Genomic DNA, 26,200 nt, shown 5'->3' with positions numbered 1-26,200 from the left:
ACGGCCGCCGCGAGCACCCCTCGGTGCTCGCGGCGGCCGTCCGCCGCCTCCCGGACCGTGCCCGTGCCGTCGCCGCGCCCGCCTCAGGCGGCCGTGCGCTGCGCCCCGCGCAGCAGCCCGGCCAGGGCGTCGGCCAGGAGCACCGGGTCGACCGGGTGCGGGACCGCGGCCTCCGCGCGGCTCCAGGTCGCCAGCCAGGCGTCCTGCGGGCGGCCGATCAGCAGCAGGACCGGCGGGCAGTCGAAGACCTCGTCCTTGATCTGGCGGCACACCCCCATGCCGCCGGCGGGCACCGCCTCGCCGTCCAGCACGCAGACGTCGATCCCGCCCTGCTCCAGCGCGCCGAGGACCGCGGGGAGCGTGGCGCACTCGAGGTACTCCACCGGCGGCACGTCGGCGGCCGGCCGGCGTCCGGCGGCCAGCCGCACCTGCTCGCGGGTGTTGGCGTCGTCGCTGTAGACCAGCACCGTGGCGGTCGGCTGCATGGTTCCTCCATGTCCTCGAAGGCCCAGGGTCCACGCGGCGGGGCCATGGGTCCGGGTCTGCCGTAACAAGCCGTCGTTGGCGGATGCTACTCCCTCCCGCCCCCGCCCGTCAGGGATCCGCACGGTCCCGCGGATGGGCCGTCTGAGCTGGACACGGGCCGCTGACACACCGAACGGGACCCCCCGGGGTGAGGGCGGGATAAGCGACCGACATAATGTCGGCGTGGCGACAGCAACAGCAGTAGATACCGGGCACGCGCACCCGTCGGTCAACCGGCCGAATCTCACCAGCGTCGGAACCATCATCTGGCTGAGTTCCGAGCTGATGTTCTTCGCGGCCCTCTTCGCGATGTACTTCACCCTGCGATCGGTGACGGGAGCCGAGTACTGGGGGGAGCAGGCCGACATCCTGAACCTCCCGTTCGCGCTGACGAACACCACGATCCTGGTGCTCTCCTCCCTCACCTGCCAGCTCGGCGTCTTCGCGGCCGAGCGGGGCGACGTGAAGAGGCTCCGCCTGTGGTTCGTGATCACCTTCGTCATGGGGGCGATCTTCATCGGCGGCCAGGTCTTCGAGTACACGGAGCTGGTCCACGAGGGGGTCTCGATTTCCTCCGGGCCGTACGGGTCGGCGTTCTACCTGACCACCGGCTTCCACGGCCTCCACGTTACGGGCGGTCTGATCGCGTTCCTGTTCGTCCTCGGCCGGACGTACATGGCACGGCGGTTCACGCACCACCAGGCCACTGCGGCCATCGTGGTGTCCTATTACTGGCACTTCGTCGATGTGGTCTGGATCGGCCTCTTCGCCACCATCTACCTGATCAAGTGATCCGGTAGTCCAGACAGAAGCATCGACGCAGAAGATCCTGACACCGGGGTAATCCGTGAAAAAGCTCTCCGCACGACGGCGCCATCCGCTGGCGGCGCTCGTCGTCCTACTCTTCGCGCTGGCGGCAACCGGGGGGCTGTACGCCGCGTTCGCTCCCGCGGACGAGGCGAAGGCCGACACCTCGGCCCAGTCCCTTGCCATCGAGGAGGGCAAGAAGCTCTACGCCACCGGCTGCTCCAGTTGCCACGGCACCGGCGGCCAGGGCACCACCGACGGTCCCAGCCTGGTGGGTGTGGGCGCCGCCGCCGTGGACTTCCAGGTGGGCACCGGCCGCATGCCGGCCCAGTCCCCGGGCGCCCAGGCGCCCAAGAAGCCGCAGGTCTACACTCAGGCGCAGATCGACCAGCTCGCGGCCTACGTCGCCTCGCTCGGCCCCGGTCCCAGCATCCCGACCGAGGAGCAGTACGACCCGGCGGGCGCCGACGTCGCCGCCGGCGGCGAACTGTTCCGCACCAACTGCGCGCAGTGCCACAACTTCACCGGTGAGGGCGGTGCCCTCACCCACGGCAAGTACGCTCCCGACCTCGGCGGCGTCTCCGACAAGCACATCTACGAGGCCATGCTCCACGGCCCGCAGAACATGCCCGTCTTCCCCGACACCGTGCTGCCGGAGAAGGAGAAGAAGGAGATCATCGCCTACATCAACGAGGTCAACGGCGAGAACTCCGAGTCTCCCGGCGGCTTCAAGCTGGGCGGCTTCGGTCCCGTTGCCGAGGGCATGTTCGCGTGGACGATCGTCCTCGCGCTTCTGATCGGCGTCGCCGTGTGGGTCGCGGCACGTACCGCCAAGGCCAGGAAGTCATGAGTAGCCACACCGGATCCCACGAAGACGTGCCAGACGAGAACCTGCCGGAGCAGCGCTCCGGGCACGGCAAGGTCGCGGCCAGGGACGAGAACCCCTTCGCCGACCCGGGCCTGCCGCCCCACGAGCCGCGCATCCAGGACATCGACGACCGGGCCGCCAAGCGCTCCGAGCGCACGGTCGCCCTGCTGTTCACCGTCTCGATGCTGGCCACCCTCGGCTTCATCGCCTCGTACGTGATCTTCCCGGTCGACCAGTACATCCACGTCTGGCCGCTCGGTGAGATCAGTGCCCTGAACTTCACCCTGGGCATGTCGCTGGGCATCGCCCTGTTCTGCATCGGCGCCGGCGCGGTCCACTGGGCCCGCACGCTGATGTCGGACCACGAGCTGATCGGCGAGCGCCACCCGGTCGAGGCGGACACCGAGACCAAGGAGAAGGTCCTCGCCGACTTCCACCAGGGCGCCAAGGAGTCGCAGATCGGCCGTCGCAAGCTGATCCGCAACACCATGTTCGGCGCGCTGGCCGTGGTGCCGCTCTCCGGTGTGGTGCTGCTGCGCGACCTCGGCCCCCTGCCCGAGGACAAGCTGCGCCACACGGCGTGGAGCAAGGGCAAGCTGCTGGTCAACCAGAACACCGGCGAGCCGCTGCGTCCGGAGGACGTCCCGGTCGGCTCCCTGGTCATGGTCCAGCCCGAGGGGCTGGAGGAGGGCAGCCACGACTTCCAGAAGGAGATCGCCAAGGCTGCCGTCATGGTCATCCGGCTGGAGCCGAAGGACATCAAGGACAAGCGGGAACTGGACTGGTCCCACGAGGGCATCGTGGCCTTCTCCAGGATCTGCACCCACGTCGGCTGCCCGGTTACCCTGTACGAACAGCAGACCCACCACGTGCTGTGCCCGTGCCACCAGTCGACCTTCGACCTGGCCGACGGGGCACGTGTGATCTTCGGCCCGGCCGGCCACCCCCTGCCGCAGCTGAAGATCGGTGTCAACGACGACGGCTTCCTCGAAGCGCAGGACGACTTCAAGGAGCCCGTCGGCCCGAGCTTCTGGGAGCGCGGATGAGTACTGCAAGCGACGCCCCGAAGCGCCGGGGCAAGGCGCCCGCCGGCGAGCGGGTCGCTGACTGGGCCGACGGCCGCCTGGGCATCTACACCCTGGCCAAGGCCAACATGCGCAAGATCTTTCCGGACCACTGGTCCTTCATGCTCGGAGAGGTCTGCCTCTACAGCTTCATCATCGTCATCCTGACCGGCGTCTACCTGACGCTGTTCTTCCACCCGAGCATGGCCGAGGTGACCTACCACGGCTCCTACGTGCCGATGCACGGCGTGCACATGTCGGAGGCGTACGCCTCGACGCTGGACATCAGCTTCGACGTCCGCGGCGGTCTGCTCATGCGGCAGATCCACCACTGGGCCGCGCTGGTGTTCCTGGTCGGCATGTTCGTGCACATGATGCGCGTCTTCTTCACCGGCGCGTTCCGCAAGCCGCGCGAGATCAACTGGCTGTTCGGCTTCCTGCTGCTGGTGCTGGGCATGTTCACCGGCTTCACCGGCTACTCCCTGCCGGACGACCTGCTCTCGGGCACCGGCCTGCGGTTCATGGAGGGCGCGGTCCTCTCCATCCCGGTGGTGGGCAGCTACATCGCCATGTTCCTGTTCGGCGGCGAGTTCCCGGGGACGGAGATCATCCCGCGGTTCTTCGTGATCCACGTCCTGCTGCTGCCCGGCATCATGCTGGGGCTCGTGGTGGCCCACCTGATCCTGGTCTTCTACCACAAGCACACCCAGTTCGCCGGTCCCGGCCGGACCGAGAAGAACGTCGTCGGCATGCCGCTGCTGCCGGTCTACATGGCCAAGGCCGGAGGCTTCTTCTTCCTGGTCTTCGGCATCATCGCGGTCATCGCCGCGACGGTCACCATCAACCCGATCTGGGTGCTGGGCCCCTACCGGCCGGACCAGGTGTCCACCAACGCGCAGCCCGACTGGTACATGGGCTTCTCCGAGGGCCTGGTCCGCGCCATGCCGGGCTGGGAGATCGTGCTGCCGGGCGGCTACACGCTCGCCCTGGGCGTGCTGATCCCGCTGATGATCTTCCCGCTGATCCTGGCGGCCATCGCCCTGTACCCGTTCATCGAGGCCTGGGTCACCGGCGACAAGCGCGAGCACCACATCCTGGACCGCCCGCGCAACGCCCCGACGCGCACCGCGTTCGGCGCGGCCTGGATCGCCCTGTACTTCATCTGCCTGGTGGGCGGCGGGAACGACCTGTGGGCCACGCACTTCCACCTGTCGATCAACGCCATCACCTGGTCGGTGCGCATCCTGTTCTTCCTGGGGCCGGTGATCACCTTCATCGTCACCAAGCGGATCTGCATGGGCCTGCAGCGGCGCGACCGCGAGAAGGTGCTCCACGGCCGCGAGAGCGGGATCATCAAGCGGCTGCCGCACGGTGAGTTCGTCGAGGTGCACGAGCCCCTCTCGCAGGAGCGGCTGCACACGCTCACCGCGCACGAGCAGCACAAGCCGCTGGAGATCGGCCCGGAGAAGGACGAGAACGGCGTGGTCCGCAAGGTCGGCCCCCTCCAGAAGCTCCGCGTCAAGCTCAGCCACGGCTACTACGGCGAGGGCAACCAGGTCCCCAAGCCGACGGTGGAGGAGTACAAGGAGCTCACCAGCGGCCACGGCCACCACTGACGGAACACCCGACGTCGCCACACACGGGCCCCGGTCCTCCCCAGGGAGGGCCGGGGCCCCGGCGTGTCGGGGGGCCGGCGCGGCGCCCGGGGCCCTCCGCGCGGGCCCGCCGGCCCGCGCGTCCGGAGTGCGGGCGCAGGCCGTGGCCGGGGCGGTGCGCCCGCTAGGCTGACGGCGGGCCGCCGCGGAGATCCGGCCCCCGTATCCGAACACGCCAGGAGTGATCCCATGAGTGCTGCTACCCCCGCCGGAGGCGACACCGTGGCGGCCCGCACCTGGCCGGACGTGCTGAGCGCGCTGCTGGCCGGTGAGGACCTGTCCGCCGACAGCACCGCCTGGGCGATGGACCGCATCATGCGCGGCGAGGCGACCGACGCCCAGATCGCCGGTTTCGCGGTGGCGCTGCGCGCCAAGGGCGAGACGGTCGACGAGGTGACCGGCCTGGTCCGCGCGATGTACGAGCACGCCAACGTCATCGAGGTGCCCGGTCCCTCGGTCGACATCGTCGGCACCGGCGGCGACCGGGCCAGGACGGTCAACATCTCCACGATGTCCTCCATCGTGGTGGCCGGCACGGGCGCGCGGGTCGTCAAGCACGGCAACCGCGCCGCCTCCAGCGCCTCCGGCTCCTCGGACGTGCTGGAGAAGCTGGGCGTCAACCTGGACCTCACCCCCGAGCGGGTCGCCGAGGTCGCGGTCGAGGCGGGGATCAGCTTCTGCTTCGCGGTGAGGTTCCACCCCGCCCTGCGCCACGTGGCCGCCGCCCGGAAGGAGCTGGGCATCGCGACCACCTTCAACTTCCTCGGCCCCCTGACCAACCCCGCCCGGGTGGGCGCCCAGGCCACCGGGGTCGCCGACGCCCGGATGGCGCCGATCATGGCGGGCGTGCTCGCCGAGCGCGGCACCTCCGCGCTGGTCTTCCGGGGCGATGACGGCCTGGACGAGCTGACCGTGACGGGCACCTCGACGGTGTGGTCGGTGCGGGACGGCCAGGTGCGCCGGGAGGTCTTCGACCCGCGGGAGGTCGGCATCGAGCCGGTGCCGCTGGAGGCGCTGCGCGGCGGGGACCCGGCCCACAACGCGGACGTGGCGCGCCGGCTGCTGGACGGCGAGCGCGGTCCCGTGCGGGACGCGGTGCTGCTGAACTCCGCCGCCGCGCTGGTCGCGCTGGAGCCCTCCTGCGACGCCCCGCTGACCGAACGCATCGCGGCGGGCATGGCGCGGGCCGCGGAGTCCCTCGACTCCGGCGCCGCCAAGGCGGCCCTGGAGCGCTGGGTGGCCGCCAGCAACGCCTGAACGCGCGGTTCCGGCCTTTCCGGGCCGGGCTGGTCCGCTCCGCCGCCGTACGGCCGCGGAGCGCTCCGGGCCGCCGTACGGCCCGCAGCGGCACGGGACACGGCGGACCCCGGCACCATGCCTGCGGTGCCGGGGTCCGCCGCGTCCCGCGGACGGCCGTCGCGCCGGTCCCGGTCCGGCCCGGGAGCCCTAGGAGTCGAGCCCGATGGCGAAGGCCGCCTCCAGGTCGTGCTGGGAGTAGGTCCGGAAGGCGATGTGGGTCTCGGTGGCCTCCACCCCGGGGACCTTGCTGATGCGGCCCGGGATGACCTCGGCGAGATCGTCGTGCCGGGCCACCCGCACCATGGCGATCAGGTCGTGGGCACCGGTCACCGAGTAGACCTCGCTGACCCCCTCCAGCGCGGCGATCTGCTCGGCGATCTCCGGGATGCGGTCGGTGCTGGTCTTGATGAGCACGATCGAGGTGATCACGGTCTTCCCTTCGTCGGGGGGGCGTCTGGCGGGGGCGGGCCGCGGCGGATCCGCCGCTGGCGGCGCCACCCGGGAGGCTCCGGTTCCCCTGGCCGCCGGATCCGGCCCGCTCACTGTAGCCCGGTGCCGCCGCCGGCCCGCTGTGCGCGGGGGCCTGCGGGGCCCCGCGGCACGGATGATGTCGGCTCGGATACGGGCCGCACGCCGCGGCACACCCTGCCGTCCCCAGGCCGTAGGGTTGCGTGGATACCCCAGGTCATGTGACGGCCCGGCCCTGCGGCGCGGAGATAACCGGATCATACGGGGGCACCCGGAACATCCGGGGCGCTGGACGCGGCGAGGACAGCGGAAGCAGAGGACGACCACGCACGACAGCAGGAACGCCCGGGTCGGCGGCGCCGAGGACGCCGGCGCAGGGAAGACCGAGGAGAGGACGACACGATGCCGGTTCCCCAGCCGAACGAAGGAACGCGCTGGCGCTGCACCATGTGCGGCAACCTCACCCGCTTCGACGTGACGCGCTCCAGCAAGGTGGTGGAGTACGTCCATCTGGACTTGGCCGGGGAGCCGAAGGTCGAGGAGCGCGAGGTGCTCAGTGAGACGATCGAGTCGGTGCGCTGCCGCTGGTGCAACGCGGTGGACCAGGTCGAGCTGGTGGACCGTCCCAGCGCGCAGGTGTGACGACGGGCGGGTGTGAACCGTGGTGGAACGGACGGGCGGTGAGCGCGAGCCCGCCGACGACGAGGCGCTGGACCGCCCCCTGCCGGAGAAGGTGCGCCGCCGGGTGGTGGCGCTGACGGGGGACGCGCTCGGCGGGTTCGGCATCGCCGAACTCCCCGCTCCGCTGCGGCAGTACGCCCGTTTCACCCCCCAGCGGCGGGTCCGGTTCGCGGGCAACGCGATGGCCGCCGCGCTGGAGGGGGATCCGGTCTTCCGGCAGCGCGTCGCCGAGCGGCTGCGCGAGGCGCTGCCGGAGCTGACCGAGGCGGTGGAGGAGGGCACCTTCCCGGCCGCGGCCGACCCGGTGGACGTGGCGTCGGTCGCCTACGTGCTGCGTCCCCAGGGCTGGACCAAGCTCGTCGCCGCGGCGGGGGAGGAGGCCCAGCGGGCCCAGGCGGAGCGCGCGGGCGAGGAGGCCCAGCGGGAGACGGCCCGGCTCCGCGAGGAGCTGGCGAAGGCCAGGGCCGCCGCGCGCGCCGACGGCGAGCGGCTCCGCGCGGAGCTGGAGGCCGCCCGCAAGGAGGCCGACTCCCTGCACCGAAAGCTGCGCAGCGCGCAGAGCGACGTCAAGCGCGGCGAGGCGGCGGTGCGCAAGGCGCGCGCCGAGCTGGAGGAGGTGCGCTCGGCGGCCGCCGCGGAGAAGGCGGCCGCCGAGAACGAGGCGCGGCGCCTGCGGGCGCGGCTGGCGGAGGCGGAGTCGGCCCTGGAGGCGAGCCGCCGCGCGGTGCGCGAGGGCCGCAGCGTGGAGGACATGCGGCTGCGCCTGCTGCTGGACACCGTGCTGGACGCGGCCCAGGGGCTGCGGCGCGAGCTGGCCCTGCCGCCCGTCACCCACCGCCCGGCGGAGACCGTGGAGGCGGTGGAGCCGGGCCGCATGACGCCCCGGGACATCGCGCGGCGCGCCCTGTCCGAGGACGACCCGGCGCTGCTCGACCAGTTGCTGGCGCTGCCTCAGGCGCACCTGGTGGTGGACGGCTACAACGTCACCAAGACCGGCTACCCCTCGCTGCCGCTGGAGAAGCAGCGGCTGCGGCTGCTGGGCGGGCTGGCGGGGCTGGCCGCCCAGTCCGGCGCCGAGGTGACCTGCGTCTTCGACGGCGCGGACCTGGCGGTGCCGGTGCTGCTGGCGCCTCCCAGGGGGGTGCGGGTGCTGTTCAGCAAGCAGGGGCAGACCGCCGACGAGCTGATCCGCAGGCTGGTGCGCGCCGAGCCGCCCGGCCGCCCGGTGGTGGTGGTCTCGGCGGACCGGGAGGTGGCCGACGGGGTGGCCGCGGCCGGGGCCCGCCCGGTGTCGTCGGTGCTGCTGCTGCGCCGGCTCGGCCGCACCTGAGCCCCGTCCGGCCGGCCCGTGGGAGGCGGAGGTGTGGCGGGGGCACGCCGGGGGTACGATCCGGCCGCTTCCGACGCTCCGTCACCACCGCGCGGGGTGGTCCGGAATGTCCGCCGGCCGGGAACGCAGCGTCAGCACCCGGTCGCCGGGAGTGGGGTGATGGTAAAGGATGTGGCCGTACGGCGAGATTTTTCCTATGAGGATTTGAAGCGACCACGGCGCATGGCTAGTGTCTGGCCCGAACCTCCGCGCGGTTGATCACCCAACCGGGGTGGCAGCGGGGGTACCGCCGAATCCGCGGCGCTCATCGCGGAGCCGGGTGGCCCCAGCCACCCCTGGCAGGCGGCTGAGGAAGAAGGAGCTCGCCCCAGTGGCGTCCCACCGTCGACCCAAGCAGCCGAACCGCACCCGGGTGACCGTGCTCACCGCGACCGCAGCAGCGGCGGTCGCGCTCACCTCCCAGGCGGCCCACGCCGACCCGAAGCCCACCAAGAAGGAAGTCAAGGCCAAGGTCGACAAGCTCTACGAGGAGGCCGAGGCCGCCACCGAGAAGTACAACGGGGCCAAGGAGAAGCAGGAGAAGCTGGAGAAGCAGATCAGCAACCTGCAGGACAGCGTCGCCCGCAGCCAGGACGAGCTCAACGACCTGCGCGACGGTCTCGGTTCGATGGCCACCGCCCAGTACCGCGGCGGCGGCATGGACCCCTCCCTGCAGCTGTTCCTCTCCGCCGACCCCGACAGTTACCTGGAGAAGGCTTCGGCGCTCGACCAGCTCGGCAGCAAGCAGAGTTCGGCCCTGAAGAAGATCCAGTCCAAGCAGCGGACCCTCTCGCAGCAGCGCGACGAGGCCTCCGGCAAGCTGAAGGACCTGGAGGCCACCCGCAAGGAGCTGGACAAGAAGAAGAAGGAGGTCCAGGGCAAGCTCGCCGAGGCGCAGCGGCTCCTCAACTCCCTGACCGCGCAGGAGCGCCGCCAGATGGCGGCCGAGGAGACCCGCGCCAGCCGCGACTCCGCCGCCCGCGTGGACCTGGGCAGTTCGGCCTCCGCCAGCCAGCGGGCCTCCGCCGCCCTCCGGGCCGCCCAGTCCAAGATCGGCACGCCCTACGTCTGGGGCGCCACCGGTCCCAACTCCTTCGACTGCTCGGGCCTGACCTCCTGGGCGTACGCGCAGGCCGGCGTCTCCCTGCCGCGCACCTCGCAGGCCCAGGCCAACGCCGGTACCCGGATCTACTCCCAGAGCCAGCTCGCCCCGGGCGACCTGGTCATCTTCTACAGCGACCTGCACCACGTCGGCTTCTACGCCGGCAACGGGCAGGTGCTGCACGCCCCCAGGACGGGTGCCAACGTGCGCTACGAGTCCATCAACAACATGCCGTTCATGTTCGGCGTGCGCGTCTGACGGGCGCCCGCCTCACCAGACCAGGTCGCGGCCTCCTCCGTCCGGGTGAATCCGGGCGGGGGAGGCCGTCGCCGTTCCCCCGCCCGCCACCGCCGTGTGACCTGCGCCCGGAGCGGGCGGGGCGGGGGTCCGGCGCGCCGCCGGGGAGCAGAAACGGTCCGTGAACCCGGTGTGCCCGTGCGGATACTCTCGGCGGCCACCGCCCCGGCGGCCGCCGCGCACCCGTGCTCCCGCACCCGCGGCGTCCCCGGACGTCCCCAGAGGAAGGGAGAACGGCTCCACCGTGGTCTCGCACCGGTCCCCCCGACACGCCCCCCGACGGCACGGCTCCCCCCGGCGCGCCCCGCGCGCCGGGGCGTTCGGCCTGGGCGCCCGGGTCACCGCGCTGTCCGCCGCGGCCGGTGCCGCCGCGGTCCTGACCGCCGCCCCGGCCGGGGCCGACCCCGACGGCGAGGGCACCGCGGCCGCGCTGAACGCCCGGGTGGACCGGCTCTACACCGAGGCGGAGCAGGCCACCGAGGAGTACAACGCCGCCGCCGAGCGGGTGGAGGAGCTGCGCGGCCAGGTGGAGCGGGCCCAGAACGCCGCCGCGCGCGACCAGGCCAGGGCCAACCGGATGAGGGACGACCTGGGGGCCCTGGCCGCCGCCCAGTACCGCGGCGGCGCGGTGGTCCCCTCCCTCGCGCTGCTCCTGTCCGACGACCCCGACGAGTACCTCGCCAGGGCCTCCGCCCTGGACCGGATCGGCAGCCGCCAGGCCGCCCGGCTCCAGGCCTACCGGCACACCGTGCGCTCCCTGGAGCAGCAGCGCGCCCGGGCCGGCGGGAAGCTGGCCGAACTGAGGCGCCAGCGCGAGACCCTGGGCCGGCACCGCGCGGCCGTGCAGCGCAAGCTCGGCGCCGCGCGGCGGCTCCTCAACAGCCTTCCGCCCCAGGAGCGCGCCGCCCGTGAGCGCGCCGCCCGCGGCACCGGGCGCCCCGCCGTGCCGGAGGCCGCCGGCTCCTCGCCGCGCGCCTCCGCGGCGGTGGCGGCCGCGCGGCGGGCGGTCGGCGCGCCGTACGCCTGGGGCCAGGCCGGACCGCACGCGTTCGACTGCTCGGGCCTGACCTCCTGGGCGTACGCGCAGGCGGGCGTCTCCCTGCCGCGCACCTCGCAGGGGCAGCTGCACGCCGGTCGCCGGGTGCCGTTCGAGGAGGCCCTCCCCGGCGACCTGGTGGTCTACGGGCCGGACGCCGGCCACGTGGGGATGTACGTCGGCGGCGGCCAGGTGGTCCACGCCCCGCACCCGGGGGCGCGGGTCAGGTACGACCCGGCCGGGATGATGCCGGTGGCCGCCGTGGTCCGTCCCTGAGCCCTGCCGCCCGGGCCCCGCCCCCGGCCCCCGTACGATCGGCGGTGTGGGACGGCGGCGGCGGAGCGCGGCGGCGGCACTGGCGGCCGCCCTGCTGGTGTTCCCGGCCGCCTGCACGGGACCGGGGGGCGGCGGCGCCGAACGGGCGGCCGCCCAGGCGGTGCTGGACCGCCAGGCCGCGGCCGTCCGGGACGGCGACGCGGGGGCGTACCTGGCGACCGTCGACCCCCGTGCGCGGGAGTACCGGGCCGGTCAGCGCGGGGTGTTCCGCAACCTGGCCCGGCTGCCGCTGGACCACTGGTCCTACCGCGTCACCGCCACCGGCGACGACGCCTTCCCGCTCCCGGCCGGGGCACCGCGCCGGCTCGCGGTGCGGGCCGAACTGCGCTACCGCGTCGGCGGATACGACTCCGTGCCGGTGCGGGACGTGGAGTACCTGACGCTCACCGAGCGGAAGGGCCGCTGGTACGTCTCCGGCGACGGCGACGGGGAGCCCCGGGGGCGCCGCAGCGCCGAACAGCCGTGGGAGCAGGGCGAGCTGACCGTCGTGCGCGGCGCGCGGAGCCTGGTGCTGGGATCGGGGCGCCCGGAGGCGGACCTGCGCGCCCTGGCCTCGGCCGCCGACCGCGCGGTGCCCGCCGTCGACGCCGTCTGGCCGCGGGACTGGCCGCGCCGGGTGCTCGTCCTGGCGCCCGCCTCGCTGGAGGGCATGGCCGGGCTGCTGGGCGGCGAACCCTCCTCCTACCGGGGCGTCGCCGCCGTCACCACCGGTGAGGCGGGCGGCGGGGGGCGGACGCCCGCCGAGCGGGTCGTGGTCAACCCCGGCACGTACTGGCTCCTGGGGGAGGAGGGCCGGCAGATCGTCATGACCCACGAGGTGACCCACGTCGCCACCCGCGCGCACACCACCGGCTCCACCCCGATGTGGCTCTCGGAGGGATTCGCCGACTGGGTCGGCTACCGGGGCACCGGGCGGCGGCCCGCCCTGGTCGCCCCCGCGCTGGCCGCCGCCGTGCGCGGGGACGAGGTGCCCCGGCGGCTGCCGGAGGACGGGGACTTCGACTTCGCCGGGGACGCCGACCGGCTCGCCCTGGCGTACGAGGGGAGCTGGCTGCTGTGCCGGATGGTGGCGGAGCGCTGGGGCGAGGAGAGGCTGGTGGAGCTCTACCTGGCGGCCGGCCGGGCCGGTGGCGGGGAAGGCGGCGGACCGCGGCAGGCGGCGGAACCGGCGGTCCGCGAGGTGCTCGGCGTCGGCGTGGCCGAGCTCACCGGGCACTGGCGGGCCTACCTGCGACGGGAGTTGGCGCGGGACCGGGGGACCGGCACGGGCGAGGGGTGAGGCCGGCCGTCCTCAGCGGACCGGCAGCCGGCCGGGCGGAACCGTCCCGGCGGCCTCGCCGCCGGCTCCCCCCGCGGTGCTGCGGCGCCCCTCGCCGGCCTCCGCGCCGCCGTCGCCGCCGTGTCCGCCACCGGTGCGGAGCAGCGGCTCGGTCACCGTCGTCCGCCACAGCCGGGCGCAGGCCAGCGCGGCGGCGGCCAGCAGCAGCCCGTTGCGCACCACCAGCAGCGTGATGCCCAGCGCGTCGCTCGCCACCACGTTCCCGAAGTACAGCGGGAACTCCAGCAGCGTCACCCCCGTCGCCGCGACCACCAGCAGCGCGGGCGTCCCCTGGCGGCCGGTGCGCAGCACCACGCACACCGCCGCCAGACCCACCAGCCAGACCATGTACTGCGGGCTGATCACGCGGCTGGTGACGGTGAACAGCAGCACGGCGGCGAACGCGGCGTCCGCCGCCGTGCTCGCCGTCCACTCCACCGCCCGCAGCCGCCACCGCAGCAGCCAGCCGAAGGCCGCGGCCGAGCACACCAGCGCCGCGGTGCTCACCGTCTCCACGTGGGGGCCCAGGAACTCCACCGAGCCGTAGTTGAGCAGCACCTGCCCCTCCCAGCCGAAGTGCCGCGCCACGTGGAAGACCAGGGCGCCCACCGACTCCACCTCGGTGCCCCGGTCCCGCTGGTGGGTGAGGAACTCCAGGGCGCCGGGCATGGCGGCGGCGAACGCGGCGGTCAGCAGCAGGGCCGCGGCCAGCGCGGTGCCCCACACCGCCTTGGTGGCGCGCCCGCGCGGGGTGCCGACCAGCAGCAGCGCGGGCCACACCTTCAGCAGCGCGCCGAGGGCCACCAGCGCCCCGGCCGTCCGCGGCCTGCGGGCCAGGGCCAGCAGCGCGGCGACCGCGACGGCGGTGACCATCAGGTCGTAGCGGGCGTAGACGGTCGGGCCCAGCAGCGGCACCCCGGCCACCCACACCCACGCCCCCGCGTACCGCCGCCGAGCACCGCCGGGCGCGCGGCGGGAGGCGCGCAGCAGCAGGGCGAAGGCGGCCGCGTCGGCCGCGCAGGCCAGCACGTAGAAGGCCGCCGCGTACTCCAGGAACGGCAGCAGGGCGGGGGAGAGGACCGCCAGCGCGGCGGCGGGCGGGTACTGCCAGGTGACGTCGCCCTGCGGGAAGGCGCCCGTGCGCAGCACCTCGTACCAGCCGCGGTAGATCACCGACACGTCGCTGGTGACGTCCGGTCCGGGCACGGTGATCACCTTGAACACGCACAGCAGCAGTACGGTCCGGGTGGCGGCCCAGGCCGCGACGGGAAGACGCATGCACCGACCGTACCGGGTGCGGCCCGCGGCCCCCCGGGAGCACCGTTGTACTGTCGGCGGCGATGGACAAGACCCTGATCGTCACCAACGACTTCCCGCCGCGTCCCGGCGGCATCCAGGCGTTCCTGCACAGCATGGCGCTGCGGCTGGACCCCGAGCGGGTCGTCGTCTACGCCTCGACCTGGAAGAGGAGCCGGGAGGGCATCGAGGCCACCGCCCGCTTCGACGCCGAGCAGCCCTTCACCGTCGTCCGGGACCGCGCCACCATGCTGCTGCCCTCCCCGCGCGTGACGCGCCGGGCGGTGCGGCTGCTGCGCGAACACGGCTGCACGTCGGTGTGGTTCGGGGCCGCGGCCCCCCTGGGCCTGATGGCGCCCGCGCTGCGTCGCGCGGGCGCGGAGCGGCTGGTGGCGACCACCCACGGCCACGAGGCCGGCTGGGCCCGGCTGCCCGCCGCCCGGCAATTGCTGCGCCGCATCGGCGAGGGCACCGACACCCTCACCTACCTCGGCGAGTACACCCGGTCCCGGATCGCGGGCGCGCTCACCGGCGAGGCGGCGGCCCGGATGGTCCACCTGCCGCCCGGCGTCGACGAGAAGACCTTCCACCCCGGCTCCGGCGGCAACGCCGTCCGCGCCCGGCTGGGGCTGGCCGACCGGCCGGTCGTGGTGTGCGTCTCCCGGCTGGTGCCGCGCAAGGGCCAGGACACCCTCATCCGCGCCATGCCGGCGGTCCTCGCCGAGGTCCCCGACGCGGTGCTGCTGGTCGTCGGCGACGGGCCGTACGGGCCGGCGCTGCGCAGGCTCGCGGAGGAGACCGGGGTCGCCGGCTCGGTGCGCTTCACCGGGGCGGTGCCCTGGGAGGAGCTGCCCGCCCACCACGGGGCCGGCGACGTCTTCGCCATGCCCTGCCGGACCCGCCGGGGCGGGCTGGACGTCGAGGGGCTCGGCATCGTCTACCTGGAGGCGTCGGCCACCGGACTGCCGGTCGTCGCGGGCGACTCCGGCGGCGCGCCCGACGCGGTGCTGGAGGGGGAGACGGGCTGGGTGGTGCGCGGCGGGGCTCCGGGCGGCGCCGCGGAACGGGAGACCGCCGAGCGGATCGCCGCCCTGCTGAAGGATCCCGGGCTGCGCCGCCGGATGGGCGAGCGCGGCCGGCAGTGGGTCGAGGAGCGCTGGCGCTGGGACCTGCTGGCCGAACGGCTCCGGGCCCTGCTGTGACCGGGGCGGGCGCCGCGCGCGGGTGCGCGGTGCCCGCCCGGGGCGTACGCGCTAGGCGTACAGCGCCTCGATCTCCTGCGCGAAGTCCCTGGCGACGACGGCGCGCTTGAGCTTGAGGGAGGGCGTCAGGTGGCCCGACTCCTCGGTGAACTGGTGCGGCAGGATCCGGAACCTGCGGACCGACTCCGCCCGGGAGACCGCCGCGTTGCCGTCGTCGACCGCCCGCTGGACGGCGGCCAGCAGCTCGGGGTCGGCCAGCAGCGCCTCCCGCGGCAGGCCCGCCTTGCCGTGCTCCTCCGCCCAGCGCGGCAGGAACTCCTCGTCCAGGGTGATCAGCGCGCCGACGAAGGGGCGGCCGTCGCCGACCACCATGCACTCGGCGACCAGGGCGTGGGCCCGGATGCGGTCCTCGATGACGGCCGGTGCGACGTTCTTGCCGCCCGCCGTCACCAGGATCTCCTTCTTGCGGCCGGTGATAGTGAGGTAGCCGTCCTCGTCGAGGGTGCCGATGTCGCCGGTGCGGAACCAGCCGTCCGCCATCGCCTCGGCGGTGGCGGCCTCGTTGTTCCAGTAGCCGCTGAACAGGTGTTCGCCGCGCAGCAGCACCTCGCCGTCGTCGGCGATCCGCACCGCCGAGCCCGGCAGCGGCTGCCCGACCGTGCCGATCTTCGGCCGGTCGTAGGGGTTGAAGGCGGTCGGCGCGCAGGACTCGGTGAGGCCGTAGCCCTCCAGCACGGTGAAGCCGATGCCGCGGTAGAAGTGGCCCAGCCGCTCGCCCAGCGGGGCGCCGCCGGAGATGGCGTGGGTGGCCCGGCCGCCCAGCACCGCGCGCAGCTTGCCGTAGACCAGCTTGTCGAAGAGCCTGTGCCGCAGCCGCAGGCCCAGTGACGGGCCCGAGGGGGCGTCCAGGGCGCGGCTGTAGGCGATCGCGGTCTCGGCGGCCCGGTCGAAGACCTTCCCCTTGCCCTCGGACTGCGCCTTGGCGCGCGCCGCGTTGTAGACCTTCTCGAAGACCCGCGGCACGCCCAGGATCAGCGTCGGGCGGAAGCCGGCCAGGTCGTCGGTGAGGTGCTTGATGTCGGGGCTCAGCCCCAGGCGGATCGGCGCCATGACGGCCGCGAGCTGCACCATGCGGCCGAAGACGTGGGCGATCGGCAGGAAGAGCAGCACCGACCCCTGGCCGGGCACGAAGAGGGGCCTCAGGCGCTCCACCACGTTGCCGCAGTCCGCGAAGAACGCGCGGTGGGACAGCACGCAGCCCTTGGGGCGGCCGGTGGTGCCGGAGGTGTAGACGATGGTGGCCGGGGCGTCGGCGTTCGCGGCGGAGCTGTGCTCGTCCAGGACCGCGTCGGCGACCTGCGCGCCGGCGTCGGCCAGCTTCTGCACCGCGCCGTCGTCGAGGACCCACAGGTGCTCCAGGGACGGCACCCGGTCGCGCACGGACTCCACGGCGGCCGCGTGGGCGCCGGTCTCCACGATGCAGCCCACCGCGCCGGAGTCGTCCAGGATCCACTGGACCTGCTCGGGGGAGCTGGTCTCGTAGACCGGCACGGTCACCGCGCCGGCGCTCCAGACCGCGAAGTCCAGCAGCGTCCACTCGTAGCGGGTCCGCGACATCAGGCCGATCCGGTCACCGGGGCGGATGCCCGCCGCGATCAGTCCCTTGGCCGCGGCCCGCACCTCCGCCAGGAACTCCCGGGCGGTCAGGTCCCGCCAGGAACCGCCGGAGTCCTTGCGGGCGATGACGGGAACGTCCGGGTGCTGCACGGCGTTGCGACGGACGAGGTCGGTCAGGTTTCCGTCCGCGGGCACCTCGTACAGGGCCGGAAGACTGAACTCGCGCAAAACAGATGCTCCTCATCGGCACCGCCACGGAACCGCTGGGGAACGGCCTCCGTCGGCTCTGGCCACGAGACGGGGGAGTCTCGGGGGTCGGACGGCCACGGACGTTACCCACCGGTACGGGACTCGGGGTAGGGGGTGGCGCCGATCTGTTCGGTGCGTCACACACCACGGGTCTGTCTCCGTGCAGGGTAGTCCACGCTCCGCGGGCCCACCGAACCGGCGGCCGCGCCCGGGGCGCCGGGAACGCCCGCCGCGGGGGAGCGGGACGCGGGCCGTAGGGTGGTCGCCATGCGAGTCCACGTGGTGAGCGACGTGCACGGCAACAGCCGGGACCTGGCCGCGGCGGGGGACGGCGCGGACGCGCTGGTCTGCCTGGGCGACCTCCTGCTGTTCGTCGACTACGCGGACCACACCCGCGGCATCCTCCCCGACCTGTTCGGCGCCGGGAACGCGAGCCGCTACGTGGCGCTGCGCACCGCCCGCCGCCACGAGGAGGCCCGCGCCCTCATGGCCGGGCTGTGGGCCGGGGACGGCGAAGGCGGCGAGGACGGGGCGGACGGTGAGGACGGAGCCGGGGGCGGCCGGCGCGCGGCCCTCCTGGAGGAGGCCGTGCGCCGCCAGTACGCCGAGCTGTTCGCCGCCTTCCCCACCCCCACCTACGCCACCTACGGCAACGTGGACGTCCCCCGGCTGTGGCCCGAGTACGCCGCCGGGGGCACCACCGTCCTGGACGGGGGGACCGCGGAGATCGGCGGGTGGCGCTTCGGCTTCGTCGGCGGCGGACTGCCCAGCCCGATGCGCACCCCCTACGAGGTGGACGAGGAGACCTACGCGGCGAAGGTCGCGGCCCTCGGCGAGGTCGACGTCCTGTGCTCCCACATCCCGCCCCTGGTGCCCGAGCTGTGCTACGACACCGTCGCCCGCCGCTTCGAGCGGGGCAGCGAGGCGCTGCTGGAGGCGGTCCGGGCGGTGCGCCCCCGCTACGCCCTCTTCGGCCACGTGCACCAGCCGCTGGTCGGGCGGATGCGGATCGGCCGGACCGAGTGCGTGAACGTGGGCCACTTCAAGGCCACCGGCAGGCCCTGGGTGCTGGAGTGGTGAGGGGGCGGGGAGCGCACGGGGCGGGGTCCCGGGCGCGGTAGCCTTCCCGCAGACGGCAGGCAGCGGGGCACGGGCACGGACCACCGCGGGCCGGAGAGCACGAGCCGGGCGCGGCAGCGGCGAGCGGAGGAGCCACAGGGATGGCCGAGCACACCAGGTCGAGCATCATCGTCGAGGCGGAGCCCGCCGAGGTGATGAGGGTGATCGCGGACTTCGAGCGCTACCCGGAGTGGACCGGCGAGGTCAAGGAGGCCGAGGTGCTCTCCCGCGACGACCGGGGGCGCGCCGAGCGGGTCAGGCTGCTGCTGGACGCCGGGGCCATCAGGGACGAGCACACCCTCGCCTACGAGTGGGCCGGCGACGGCGAGGTCCGCTGGTCGCTGGTGAGGTCGCAGATGCTGCGCACCCTGGACGGCGTCTACAGCCTCAGGGCGCTCGGGGACGGCGGCCGCACCGAGGTGACCTACCAGCTCACCGTGGACGTGAAGATCCCCATGCTCGGCATGATCAAGCGCAAGGCCGAGAAGGTGATCATCGACCGCGCTCTGGACGGGCTGAAGAAGCGCGTCGAGAGCGGCGCACGCTCCTGAGCGCCCCCGGCGCGCCGCGGATGCGCACGCTCCTGGTCACCGGTGGCGGCGGCAGCGGCCGCACCACCGTCGCCGCCGCCACCGCGCTGGCGGCCGCCCGCCGCGGGCACCGCACCCTGCTGCTCGGCGCCGGGCCCCCCGGTGCCCTGGAGGCGCTGTTCGACGGCGGCCGCGGACCGGGCGGCGGGGCGCCGGAGGACGGAGGCGCCCGGCCCCGCGAGGCGGCCCCCGGCCTGTGGCTGGCCCGGACCGACTCCGGCGCCGCCTTCCGGGCCCGGGCCGTGGCCCTCCAGGAACGCGCCCGCTCCGCCCTCGACCTGCTGGGCGCCGACCCCCTGGACGACGACGAACTGGCCGAGCCGCCCGGCGCGGACGCCCTGGCCCTGCTGGGCGCGCTGCGCGCCGCGCACGCCCCGGCCGGGACCGGCGGGGCGGCGTACGACCTGCTGGTGGTCGACATGCCGCCGGCCGAGCAGGCCGTGCGGACGCTGGCCCTGCCCGAGCTGGTGCGGCGGTGGCTGCGCCGGCTGCTGCCGCCGGAGCGCCAGGCCGCCCGCGCGCTGCGGCCGGTGCTGGCCCAGCTCGCCGGGGTGCCGATGCCGGCCCGCTCCCTGTACGAGGGCGCCGGACGGCTGGACCGCGAACTCGCCGCGGTGCAGGCGGTGATCGAGTCGCCGGGGACCTCGGTGCGCCTGGTGGCCGACCCCGGGCGCGCGGCCGCCCGCGCGCTGCGCGAGGCCCGTGCCGGACTGGCGCTGCACGGTCTGGCGGTGGACGCCGTGGTCGTCAACCGCCTGCTGCCCGCCTCCTCCGCCGACCCCTGGCTGGCGGACCTGGCGGCCCGGCAGCGGGAGGCGGCCGAGGCGATCGCCGCGGAGTGCCGGGAGGGGGCCGCGGCCGTGCCCGTGCACGGGCTGCCGCACCTGGGCCGGGAGCCGGAGGGCCCCGGCGACCTGGAGAAGCTGGCCGGGCTGCTCCCCGGTGGGCCGGAGGAGGTCGGGGCGAGGGCCGGCGGCACCGGGGCGGGCGCGCCGTGGACGGTGGAGGACCGGCTGGCCGCGGACGGCGTCCTGCTGTGGCGCCTCCCGCTGCCCGGCGCCTCCCGGGACTCCCTGGCGCTGGTGCGGCGCGGCGAGGAGGTGGTCGTCACCGCCGGGCCGTTCCGGCGGGCGCTGCCGCTGCCTCCGGCCCTGCGCCGCTGCACCGTCACCGGTGCCCGGCTGGCCGACGGCGAGCTGTCGGTGCGCTTCGAGCCCGAGCCCGGCCTGTGGCCCGTGCGCGGCTGACCCGCACCCGGCGCGGCGGGGCGCGCCGCTTCACCGCCCGTCCGCCCGTGCCGCCCGGCGGCACCGGGGCGCTCGGGTAACGTCGGGAGTGGGGAGACCCGGTACGGCAGTGCCCGTCCGGTCGCCGCCCGCCGCGGTCCGCCGTGGTCCCCGTCCGCAGTCCACCGCCTCAGGAGCCCGCCATGAGCGATGCCAGCGAGCGTCACTCCGACCCCGACCCCGACCCCGACGCCTGGGCCGCCGCCTGCGAGGAGGACCTCGCCGCCGAGCGGGAGCGCCGCCGCGAGCGGTACGGCACCCCGCCCGGCAGCGCCGCCGAGGAGCTGCGCAAGCTGGCCGAGGCGGTCACCGGCAAGCTCGCCGAGCTCGGCGCGCCGCTGGCCGGACCGGCCGCCGCGGGCGCCGTGCGGCAACTGGCCGAGCAGGCCAGGGCCGCGGTGGAGCCCGTCGTGGAGCGGAACCCCAAGGTCTTCGAGCACCTGGCCGCCGCCGGCGGCGAACTCCTGGCCGCCTACCGGGCCGCGGTCACCGGCCAGGAGGGCCGCTGGACCCGCGGCGGGGCGGACCGGGACGTCCCGGAGGCCGGGCAGACCCCGCCCGCCCGGGGCGGCGGGGACCCCGGCGGGTCCGGCGGAGCGCCGCGGGCCGCGGACGGCGAGCGGGACGATTCCGGGGGACACGGCGGGACGGAACAGGACGGAACCGGCGCCGACCGCCGGGAGGACGGCTCCTCCGGCTCCCAGCGGATCGAGCTCGACTGAGACTCCGCACGCTTCCGCCCGCGTTCGGAACCCGTTCAGTTCTTGTAGGGGCCGGGTTCGGTTTCCCAGTCCGTCCGTTCAAGCCTCCGCCCTCCGGTACCGTTGGGCGCAGCGGGGATCGACCGAGTAACTGAGGGACACATGGGACTCACCATCGGCGTCGACATCGGCGGTACCAAGATCGCGGCCGGCGTGGTCGACGAGGAGGGCGCGATCCTCGAAACCAGCACGGTGCCCACCCCGCCCACGGCCGACGGCGTCATCGACGCCATCGCCGAGGCGGTCCGCGAGGTCAGCACCGGGCACGGGGTCGAGGCGGTCGGCATCGGCGCGGCCGGCTACGTCGACGACAAGCGGGCCACCGTGCTCTTCGCCCCCAACATCAACTGGCGGAACGAGGCGCTCAAGGACAAGGTCGAGCAGCGCGTCGGCCTCCCGGTCGTCGTCGAGAACGACGCCAACGCCGCCGCCTGGGGCGAGTACCGCTTCGGCGCGGGCAAGGGCCACGACGACGTCGTGTGCATCACCCTGGGCACCGGGCTGGGCGGCGGCATCATCATCGGCGGGAGGCTGCACCGCGGACGCTTCGGCGTGGCGGCGGAGTTCGGCCACATCAGAGTCGTCCCCGACGGCCTGCTGTGCGGCTGCGGCAGCCAGGGCTGCTGGGAGCAGTACGCCTCCGGCCGCGCCCTGGTCCGCTACGCCCGGCAGCGCGCCGCCGCCACCCCGGAGAACGCCGGGATCCTGCTCTCCCTGGGCGACGGCACCCCCGAGTCGATCGAGGGCCGGCACATCAGCCAGGCCGCCCGCCAGGGCTGCCCGGTGGCGGTCGACTCCTTCCGGGAGCTGGCCCGCTGGGCGGGCGCCGGACTGGCCGACCTGGCCTCCCTCTTCGACCCGTCCGCCTTCATCGTCGGCGGCGGCGTCTCGGACGAGGGCGACCTCGTCCTGGAGCCCATCCGCAAGTCCTTCCGCCGCTGGCTGGTGGGCAGCCAGTGGCGGCCGCACGCCCAGGTGCTCGCCGCCCGGCTCGGCGGCCGGGCCGGGCTGGTGGGCGCGGCCGACCTGGCGCGCCAGGGCTGACGGCCGGCGGCCGGCGCGCGGCGGGCGAAGACGCGGGTGAGCACGGGGTCCGCGGGGAACGGTCCACGGGAGACGGCGGGAACACCGCCCGGCACACCACCGGTCACCGGAACACCACCGGACCGACGGAGGACGACCGCCCCATGACGACCGATCCGCTCGAGGACCTGCCCGCGTCCCGCACCGAGCCCGACGGCTCGGCCGTGGTCCGGCTGCTCAGCTACAACATCCGCTCCCTGCGCGACGACGTGGGGGCGCTGGTCCGGGTCATCCGGGCCTGCGCCCCCGACGTCGTCTGCGTCCAGGAGGCGCCGCGCTTCTTCCGCTGGCGCAAGTACGCCGCCCGGCTCGCCCGGGCGACCGACCTGGTCCACGTCACGGGCGGGGCGACGGCCACCGGGCCGATGATCCTGTCCTCGCTGCGCGCCCACGTCGAGCGCACCGAGGACGTCCTGCTGCCGCGCACCCCCGGCCTGCACCGCCGCGGGCTGGCGACGGCCGTGCTCCGCTTCGGGCCGGCCGCCCGGCTGGCGGTGGTCAGCTGCCACCTCAGCCTCGCCGAGTGGGAGCGCCACGAGCAGGCGGGGATGGTCCTGGAGCGGCTGGCGGGAACGGGCGAGGACGCGGCGGTGGTGGCCGGGGACCTCAACGACGAGCCCGACGGCCGGGCCTTCCGCCGGCTCGCCGCCGAACTCCAGGACGGCTGGGCCACCAGCCCCTGGGGCGGCGAGAACACCTCCCCCGCGCGCGGGCCGCGCAAGCGCATCGACGCGGTGCTGGCCACCGGGGCGGTGGAGGTGCTGGGCTGCGGGGTGCCCGCCGGGCTCCCGGGCGTGACCGAGGCGGACCTGCGGGCGGCCACGGACCACCTGCCCGTCCTGGCCGCCCTGCGCGTGCCCGCCGCCGGCCCCGGGGGCGCTCCCTGAGGGGCGCCCCCCGGATCCGGCCGGCCACCGCGCCCCCCGCCGGGCCGCGGGTCAGACGACCGCGCCCCGCCCCGGGTCGTCGAAGTCGTCGTCATCGTCGTCGCGCATCCGCGTCACCAGGGTCGCGAAGCCGCCCAGGAAGCCGCCGATGCCCAAGGTGGCGATCCACCACGTCACGTCCTGCTGGAACAGGACGGTGAGCACCAGCAGCAGCGGCCCGCCCAGGGCCGCCGCCCAGGCGAACCGGCTGGTGGTGTCCCCCCGGGGCAGCGGAGGGGGCTCCGGGGGGACGAAGTGGCCCTCGTCCTCCTCGTCGGCGCCGTCGCCGGACGGCTCCGCCGGGCTCCAGTCGCGCGGCCCGGAGCCCGCGGGGAGGACGGTGAAGCTGCGCACCGCGGCCTCGCCCCCGGGACGGCCGCCCTCCGGCGCCCCGCCGTCTTCCCGGTCGCCGCTCCGGCCGGTCCCCCCGTCCCCGTCCCAGTCCTCGTCCCCGTCCGTGCCGCGGTCCGGCCCCGGGCCGGTGGCCGGACCGCCGCCGGAGCCCGGGGGCTCCGGCGGCTCCTCGCCGTAGGCCGCCACGATCTGCGCCCAGGCGGCCTCCTCGTCCAGGGGCTCGGGGCCTTCGCCGCGGTCGTGCTCACGCTCCGTCACGTGCCGTCTTCCTCGCTGTGAGGCGGGTGATGAATCCGTACGAGTCCGCGAAGATCCGCTCCGCGTCGTGGTCCAGTGTGGCCACGTGCAGGCTGCGTTCGAGAACCGTCTCGGTGACGTCGCGCGAGGAGACCCGGCTCAGCACCAGCGCCGAGTCCGAGGGCGACACCACGTGGTCCACCCTGCTGTGCAGGACCATCAGCGGCCGGGTGACCCGGGGCAGGTCGGCGCGCACCTCCCGCAGCAGGCGCCACAGGGAGTGGGCGGCGTGCAGCGGCACCCGGTCGTAGCCCACCTCCGTCACCCCCTCCCTGGCGATGTCGCCGGCGACGCCCGGGACCGAGGGCACCAGGTGGCGCAGGACCGGCAGTACGAAGCCCTGGATCCGGGGCATCGTCACGGCCGGGTTGACCACCACGGCGCCCGCGACCGCGTCGCCGTGCCGGGCCGCCAGCCGCAGCGCGAGCGCCCCGCCCATCGACAGGCCGCCCACGAAGACCTGCCCGCAGTGCTCGCGCAGGCGGCGCAGCTCCAGGTCGACGGCGGCGTACCAGTCCTCCCAGCCGGTGACGGCCAGGTCCTGCCAGCGCGTGCCGTGGCCCGGCAGCAGCGGCAGGGAGACGGTCAGGCCCCGCTCGGCCAGGTACTCGGCCCAGGGGCGCAGCGACTGGGGGCAGCCGGTGAAACCGTGGCACAGCAGGACGCCGACCTCGCCGCCGTCGCGGCGCATCGGTTCGGCACCGGGGAGCAGGGGCACCGTTGGTCTCCGTTCGGGGGGACGGGCTCGGACGGTCCGGCGGGCGGCCGGGCGCCCCGCGCGCCGCGCGGAACGGGGCCGCGGAGCGACGGGCGGGGGTGCTGACACCCTACGCGCACGCCGCGTGACCGGGTAGGCCCGGCGACCCGCGCGGGTACCGGAACGGCGGAAGGCCCCGGGCGGCGGCGAGATAAGGTCTTCCCCGTCGGATACAGGAGGTTCCTCGGTTGTTGTACGGCGTCATGAAGCTCTCCCTCGGGAACGGGCTCAAGCTCGCGTTCCGTCCCTGGGTGGAGGGGCTGGAGAACATCCCGGCCGAGGGGCCGGCCATCCTGGCGAGCAACCACCTGTCGTTCTCCGACTCCTTCTTCCTGCCGGCGGTCCTCGACCGCAAGGTCACCTTCATCGCCAAGGCCGAGTACTTCACCACCCCGGGCCTCAAGGGCAGGCTGACGGCGGCGTTCTTCAAGGGGGTCGGCCAGCTCCCGGTGGACCGCTCGGGTGCGCGCGGCGCGGGCGAGGCGGCGATCAGGAGCGGCATCCAGGTGCTGGAGCGCGGTGAGCTGTTCGGCATCTACCCCGAGGGCACCCGCTCCCCGGACGGCCGCCTCTACCGCGGCAAGCCGGGCGGCCTGGCACGGGTGGCGCTGGCCACCGGAGCGCCGGTCATCCCCGTCGCGATGATCGACACCGAGAAGATCCAGCCGCCGGGGAAGGTCCTCCCGAAGCTGATGCGCCCCGGCATCCGGATCGGCAGGCCGCTGGACTTCAGCCGCTACCAGGGCATGGACGGCGACCGCTTCGTCCTGCGCTCGATCACCGACGAGGTCATGTACGAGATCATGAAGCTCTCCGGCCAGGAGTACGTCGACATGTACGCGACGGCGGCCAAGCGGATGATCGCGGAGCGGGAGAAGGCGGAGAAGGCCGAGCGGGCCCAGGCGCAGAAGGCGCGGAAGGCCGCGGCGAAGGACACCGACCGGGACGGCGCTCCCGGCGGCGGGGACGGCGGGACGGACGAAGCGGCGTAGGAGCCGGCGGGGGATCGGGGGAGGCGCGATGGCCGCGGGGATGTCGGTCGAGCAGCCGCTGTGGAGCGCGCTGACGGCCTACCGGGTGCTCACCATGGGGTACGCGCTGGCGCTGTACGCCGTCGCGTACGGCGAGTACGCCCACCCGCTCGGGGCCGGCGCCTACCTGGCCGTCCTGGCCGGGTGGACCCTCGCCACCGTCCGGCGGGTCTCCTCCGCCGAACGCTGCACCCTGCCCTTCCTGGCCGCGGACCTGTCCATCGCCGTCGCCGGCATCCTGATCACCCCCCTGGTGGACACCCCGGCGCGCATCGAGGCGGGCGGCCCCACCCTGCCCACCATCTGGACGGCCGGCGCCGTCCTCGGCTTCGCGATCAAGAAGGGGTGGCGCTGGGCGGCCGGCGCCTCGGCTCTGGTGGGCGCCGCCAACGTGGTCGAGGTCGGCGGCTTCGAGCGGGACAGCCTGCACGACGTGCTGCTGGTGTGCATCGCCAGCATCGCCATCGGCTACGTAGTGGAGGTCGCCCGGGCCAGTGAGCGCACCCTCGCCCGCGCCCTGCGGATCGAGGCCGCCACCCGGGAGCGCGAGCGCCTGGCCCGGGACATCCACGACAGCGTCCTGCAGGTGCTGGCCATGGTGCAGCGCCGGGGGGCCGCCATCGGCGGCGAGGCGGCCGAGCTGGGGCGGATGGCCGGCGAGCAGGAGGCGGCGCTGCGCACGCTGGTCTCCAGCGGGGTGGTGCCCGAGGCCGACACCGCCCCCGCCGCGGCGCCCCCCGCCGCCGCTGCCGCGCCCGCCCTCCGCGCCGCAGCGGCGGCCGGGCGGCCGCCGCTGCGGCGCGGAGG

General features: G+C 74.8%; 25 protein-coding genes. 19 read left to right on the top strand and 6 right to left on the bottom strand.

What is annotated here, in order from left to right; translation table 11 throughout:
* Window positions 1-83: 83 nt before the first annotated feature.
* Complete coding sequence (locus ACFSJS_RS27605) at window positions 84-485, bottom strand: hypothetical protein (RefSeq protein ID WP_380905180.1); 402 nt, start codon at window positions 483-485, stop codon at window positions 84-86.
* A gap of 223 nt (window positions 486-708) precedes the next feature.
* Here ACFSJS_RS27605 and ctaE point away from each other — a divergent pair, with 223 nt between their 5' ends.
* The 5 genes from ctaE to trpD all read left to right on the top strand — a co-directional run bounded on the left by ctaE (window position 709) and on the right by trpD (window position 6,176).
* Window positions 709-1,317 carry an aa3-type cytochrome oxidase subunit III gene (gene ctaE, locus ACFSJS_RS27600; protein WP_380905179.1) on the top strand — a complete coding sequence of 203 codons (609 nt, stop codon included), beginning with the start codon at window positions 709-711 and terminating at the stop codon, window positions 1,315-1,317.
* A 55-nt stretch (window positions 1,318-1,372) separates the two neighbouring features.
* On the top strand, window positions 1,373-2,182 hold the full coding sequence (qcrC, locus tag ACFSJS_RS27595; RefSeq protein WP_380905177.1) for a cytochrome bc1 complex diheme cytochrome c subunit: 810 nt from the start codon (window positions 1,373-1,375) through the stop codon (window positions 2,180-2,182).
* The gene (gene qcrA / locus ACFSJS_RS27590; RefSeq protein ID WP_380905175.1) at window positions 2,179-3,246 is read left to right on the top strand and encodes a cytochrome bc1 complex Rieske iron-sulfur subunit; all 1,068 of its coding nucleotides are present in this window, start codon (window positions 2,179-2,181) and stop codon (window positions 3,244-3,246) included. Before qcrC ends, qcrA begins: the two co-directional genes overlap by 4 nt.
* Window positions 3,243-4,880, top strand: a complete 1,638-nt coding sequence (gene qcrB, locus ACFSJS_RS27585; RefSeq protein ID WP_380905173.1) for a cytochrome bc1 complex cytochrome b subunit — start codon at window positions 3,243-3,245, stop codon at window positions 4,878-4,880. Before qcrA ends, qcrB begins: the two co-directional genes overlap by 4 nt.
* Window positions 4,881-5,108: 228 nt before the next feature.
* Window positions 5,109-6,176: an anthranilate phosphoribosyltransferase gene (gene trpD / locus ACFSJS_RS27580; protein WP_380905171.1), complete on the top strand. Its 1,068-nt coding sequence runs from the start codon at window positions 5,109-5,111 to the stop codon at window positions 6,174-6,176.
* Between the two features lie 189 nt (window positions 6,177-6,365).
* Here the strand turns inward: trpD and ACFSJS_RS27575 are convergent, their stop codons facing one another.
* Complete coding sequence (locus ACFSJS_RS27575) at window positions 6,366-6,647, bottom strand: Lrp/AsnC family transcriptional regulator (protein ID WP_330139450.1); 282 nt, start codon at window positions 6,645-6,647, stop codon at window positions 6,366-6,368.
* Between the two features lie 441 nt (window positions 6,648-7,088).
* Here ACFSJS_RS27575 and ACFSJS_RS27570 point away from each other — a divergent pair, with 441 nt between their 5' ends.
* The 5 genes from ACFSJS_RS27570 (at window position 7,089) to ACFSJS_RS27550 (ending at window position 12,786) form a co-directional block, all read left to right on the top strand.
* Window positions 7,089-7,328 carry a hypothetical protein gene (locus tag ACFSJS_RS27570; protein ID WP_380905169.1) on the top strand — a complete coding sequence of 80 codons (240 nt, stop codon included), beginning with the start codon at window positions 7,089-7,091 and terminating at the stop codon, window positions 7,326-7,328.
* Window positions 7,329-7,350: 22 nt separating this feature from the next.
* Window positions 7,351-8,697, top strand: a complete 1,347-nt coding sequence (locus tag ACFSJS_RS27565; RefSeq protein ID WP_380905182.1) for an NYN domain-containing protein — start codon at window positions 7,351-7,353, stop codon at window positions 8,695-8,697.
* A gap of 370 nt (window positions 8,698-9,067) precedes the next feature.
* The gene (locus ACFSJS_RS27560) at window positions 9,068-10,096 is read left to right on the top strand and encodes a C40 family peptidase (protein WP_380905167.1); all 1,029 of its coding nucleotides are present in this window, start codon (window positions 9,068-9,070) and stop codon (window positions 10,094-10,096) included.
* Between the two features lie 283 nt (window positions 10,097-10,379).
* A complete protein-coding gene (locus tag ACFSJS_RS27555; protein WP_380905165.1) occupies window positions 10,380-11,447 on the top strand; it encodes a C40 family peptidase in 1,068 nt (355 codons plus the stop codon).
* Between the two features lie 46 nt (window positions 11,448-11,493).
* Window positions 11,494-12,786 (top strand): hypothetical protein, encoded by a 1,293-nt coding sequence (locus tag ACFSJS_RS27550; protein WP_380905163.1) that lies wholly within the window; start codon window positions 11,494-11,496, stop codon window positions 12,784-12,786.
* A 12-nt stretch (window positions 12,787-12,798) separates the two neighbouring features.
* Here ACFSJS_RS27550 and ACFSJS_RS27545 read toward each other — a convergent pair whose 3' ends face one another.
* Window positions 12,799-14,103, bottom strand: a complete 1,305-nt coding sequence (locus ACFSJS_RS27545) for a glycosyltransferase 87 family protein (RefSeq protein ID WP_380905161.1) — start codon at window positions 14,101-14,103, stop codon at window positions 12,799-12,801.
* Window positions 14,104-14,165: 62 nt separating this feature from the next.
* On the opposite strand from ACFSJS_RS27545, the gene ACFSJS_RS27540 reads away from it, so the two are divergent.
* Window positions 14,166-15,323, top strand: coding sequence for a glycosyltransferase family 4 protein (locus ACFSJS_RS27540; RefSeq protein WP_380905159.1), 1,158 nt, complete (start codon window positions 14,166-14,168; stop codon window positions 15,321-15,323).
* Between the two features lie 51 nt (window positions 15,324-15,374).
* Here ACFSJS_RS27540 and ACFSJS_RS27535 read toward each other — a convergent pair whose 3' ends face one another.
* Window positions 15,375-17,168: an AMP-dependent synthetase/ligase gene (locus tag ACFSJS_RS27535; protein ID WP_380905157.1), complete on the bottom strand. Its 1,794-nt coding sequence runs from the start codon at window positions 17,166-17,168 to the stop codon at window positions 15,375-15,377.
* Between the two features lie 288 nt (window positions 17,169-17,456).
* Here ACFSJS_RS27535 and ACFSJS_RS27530 point away from each other — a divergent pair, with 288 nt between their 5' ends.
* From ACFSJS_RS27530 to ACFSJS_RS27505, 6 genes are all read left to right on the top strand, one after another.
* The gene (locus ACFSJS_RS27530; RefSeq protein ID WP_380905155.1) at window positions 17,457-18,269 is read left to right on the top strand and encodes a metallophosphoesterase family protein; all 813 of its coding nucleotides are present in this window, start codon (window positions 17,457-17,459) and stop codon (window positions 18,267-18,269) included.
* Window positions 18,270-18,409: 140 nt separating this feature from the next.
* On the top strand, window positions 18,410-18,859 hold the full coding sequence (locus ACFSJS_RS27525) for an SRPBCC family protein (RefSeq protein ID WP_380905153.1): 450 nt from the start codon (window positions 18,410-18,412) through the stop codon (window positions 18,857-18,859).
* A 20-nt stretch (window positions 18,860-18,879) separates the two neighbouring features.
* Entirely contained in the window at window positions 18,880-20,145 is a 1,266-nt protein-coding gene (locus ACFSJS_RS27520) for an ArsA family ATPase (RefSeq protein WP_380905151.1), read from the top strand.
* A gap of 182 nt (window positions 20,146-20,327) precedes the next feature.
* Window positions 20,328-20,906 carry a DUF5304 family protein gene (locus tag ACFSJS_RS27515; RefSeq protein WP_380905149.1) on the top strand — a complete coding sequence of 193 codons (579 nt, stop codon included), beginning with the start codon at window positions 20,328-20,330 and terminating at the stop codon, window positions 20,904-20,906.
* 141 nt (window positions 20,907-21,047) lie between these two features.
* Window positions 21,048-21,989 (top strand): ROK family glucokinase, encoded by a 942-nt coding sequence (locus tag ACFSJS_RS27510; RefSeq protein ID WP_380905147.1) that lies wholly within the window; start codon window positions 21,048-21,050, stop codon window positions 21,987-21,989.
* A 143-nt stretch (window positions 21,990-22,132) separates the two neighbouring features.
* Window positions 22,133-22,915, top strand: coding sequence for an endonuclease/exonuclease/phosphatase family protein (locus tag ACFSJS_RS27505; RefSeq protein ID WP_380905145.1), 783 nt, complete (start codon window positions 22,133-22,135; stop codon window positions 22,913-22,915).
* Between the two features lie 51 nt (window positions 22,916-22,966).
* Here the strand turns inward: ACFSJS_RS27505 and ACFSJS_RS27500 are convergent, their stop codons facing one another.
* On the bottom strand, window positions 22,967-23,566 hold the full coding sequence (locus ACFSJS_RS27500) for a hypothetical protein (protein WP_380905143.1): 600 nt from the start codon (window positions 23,564-23,566) through the stop codon (window positions 22,967-22,969).
* On the bottom strand, window positions 23,553-24,323 hold the full coding sequence (locus tag ACFSJS_RS27495) for an alpha/beta hydrolase (RefSeq protein WP_380905141.1): 771 nt from the start codon (window positions 24,321-24,323) through the stop codon (window positions 23,553-23,555). Before ACFSJS_RS27495 ends, ACFSJS_RS27500 begins: the two co-directional genes overlap by 14 nt.
* Before the next feature lie 227 nt (window positions 24,324-24,550).
* Between ACFSJS_RS27495 and ACFSJS_RS27490 the strand changes: the two genes are divergently transcribed.
* Both ACFSJS_RS27490 and ACFSJS_RS27485 read left to right on the top strand, forming a co-directional pair.
* On the top strand, window positions 24,551-25,354 hold the full coding sequence (locus ACFSJS_RS27490; RefSeq protein WP_380905139.1) for a lysophospholipid acyltransferase family protein: 804 nt from the start codon (window positions 24,551-24,553) through the stop codon (window positions 25,352-25,354).
* Between the two features lie 28 nt (window positions 25,355-25,382).
* Window positions 25,383-26,200: DUF5931 domain-containing protein (locus tag ACFSJS_RS27485; protein WP_380905137.1), on the top strand; the 818-nt coding region annotated here is incomplete at its 3' end.

It is taken from the genome of Streptomyces desertarenae, assembly GCF_042681365.1.
Lineage (GTDB): Bacteria > Actinomycetota > Actinomycetes > Streptomycetales > Streptomycetaceae > Streptomyces > Streptomyces desertarenae.
Note: the sequence above shows the minus strand (reverse complement) of the source record. Positions and strands in the feature narration are given on the sequence as shown.

Bases quoted from the DNA above. Each gene is read 5' to 3' on its own strand.
- ACFSJS_RS27570 (WP_380905169.1), top strand. From the start codon at position 7,089: ATGCCGGTTCCCCAGCCGAACGAAGGAACGCGCTGGCGCTGCACCATG.
- ACFSJS_RS27545 (WP_380905161.1), bottom strand. From the start codon at position 14,103: ATGCGTCTTCCCGTCGCGGCCTGGGCCGCCACCCGGACCGTACTGCTG.
- ACFSJS_RS27525 (WP_380905153.1), top strand. From the start codon at position 18,410: ATGGCCGAGCACACCAGGTCGAGCATCATCGTCGAGGCGGAGCCCGCC.
- ACFSJS_RS27505 (WP_380905145.1), top strand. From the start codon at position 22,133: ATGACGACCGATCCGCTCGAGGACCTGCCCGCGTCCCGCACCGAGCCC.
- qcrB (WP_380905173.1), top strand. From the start codon at position 3,243: ATGAGTACTGCAAGCGACGCCCCGAAGCGCCGGGGCAAGGCGCCCGCC.
- ACFSJS_RS27510 (WP_380905147.1), top strand. From the start codon at position 21,048: ATGGGACTCACCATCGGCGTCGACATCGGCGGTACCAAGATCGCGGCC.
- ACFSJS_RS27515 (WP_380905149.1), top strand. From the start codon at position 20,328: ATGAGCGATGCCAGCGAGCGTCACTCCGACCCCGACCCCGACCCCGAC.
- qcrA (WP_380905175.1), top strand. From the start codon at position 2,179: ATGAGTAGCCACACCGGATCCCACGAAGACGTGCCAGACGAGAACCTG.
- trpD (WP_380905171.1), top strand. From the start codon at position 5,109: ATGAGTGCTGCTACCCCCGCCGGAGGCGACACCGTGGCGGCCCGCACC.
- ACFSJS_RS27530 (WP_380905155.1), top strand. From the start codon at position 17,457: ATGCGAGTCCACGTGGTGAGCGACGTGCACGGCAACAGCCGGGACCTG.
- ACFSJS_RS27540 (WP_380905159.1), top strand. From the start codon at position 14,166: ATGGACAAGACCCTGATCGTCACCAACGACTTCCCGCCGCGTCCCGGC.
- ACFSJS_RS27520 (WP_380905151.1), top strand. From the start codon at position 18,880: ATGCGCACGCTCCTGGTCACCGGTGGCGGCGGCAGCGGCCGCACCACC.
- ACFSJS_RS27605 (WP_380905180.1), bottom strand. From the start codon at position 485: ATGCAGCCGACCGCCACGGTGCTGGTCTACAGCGACGACGCCAACACC.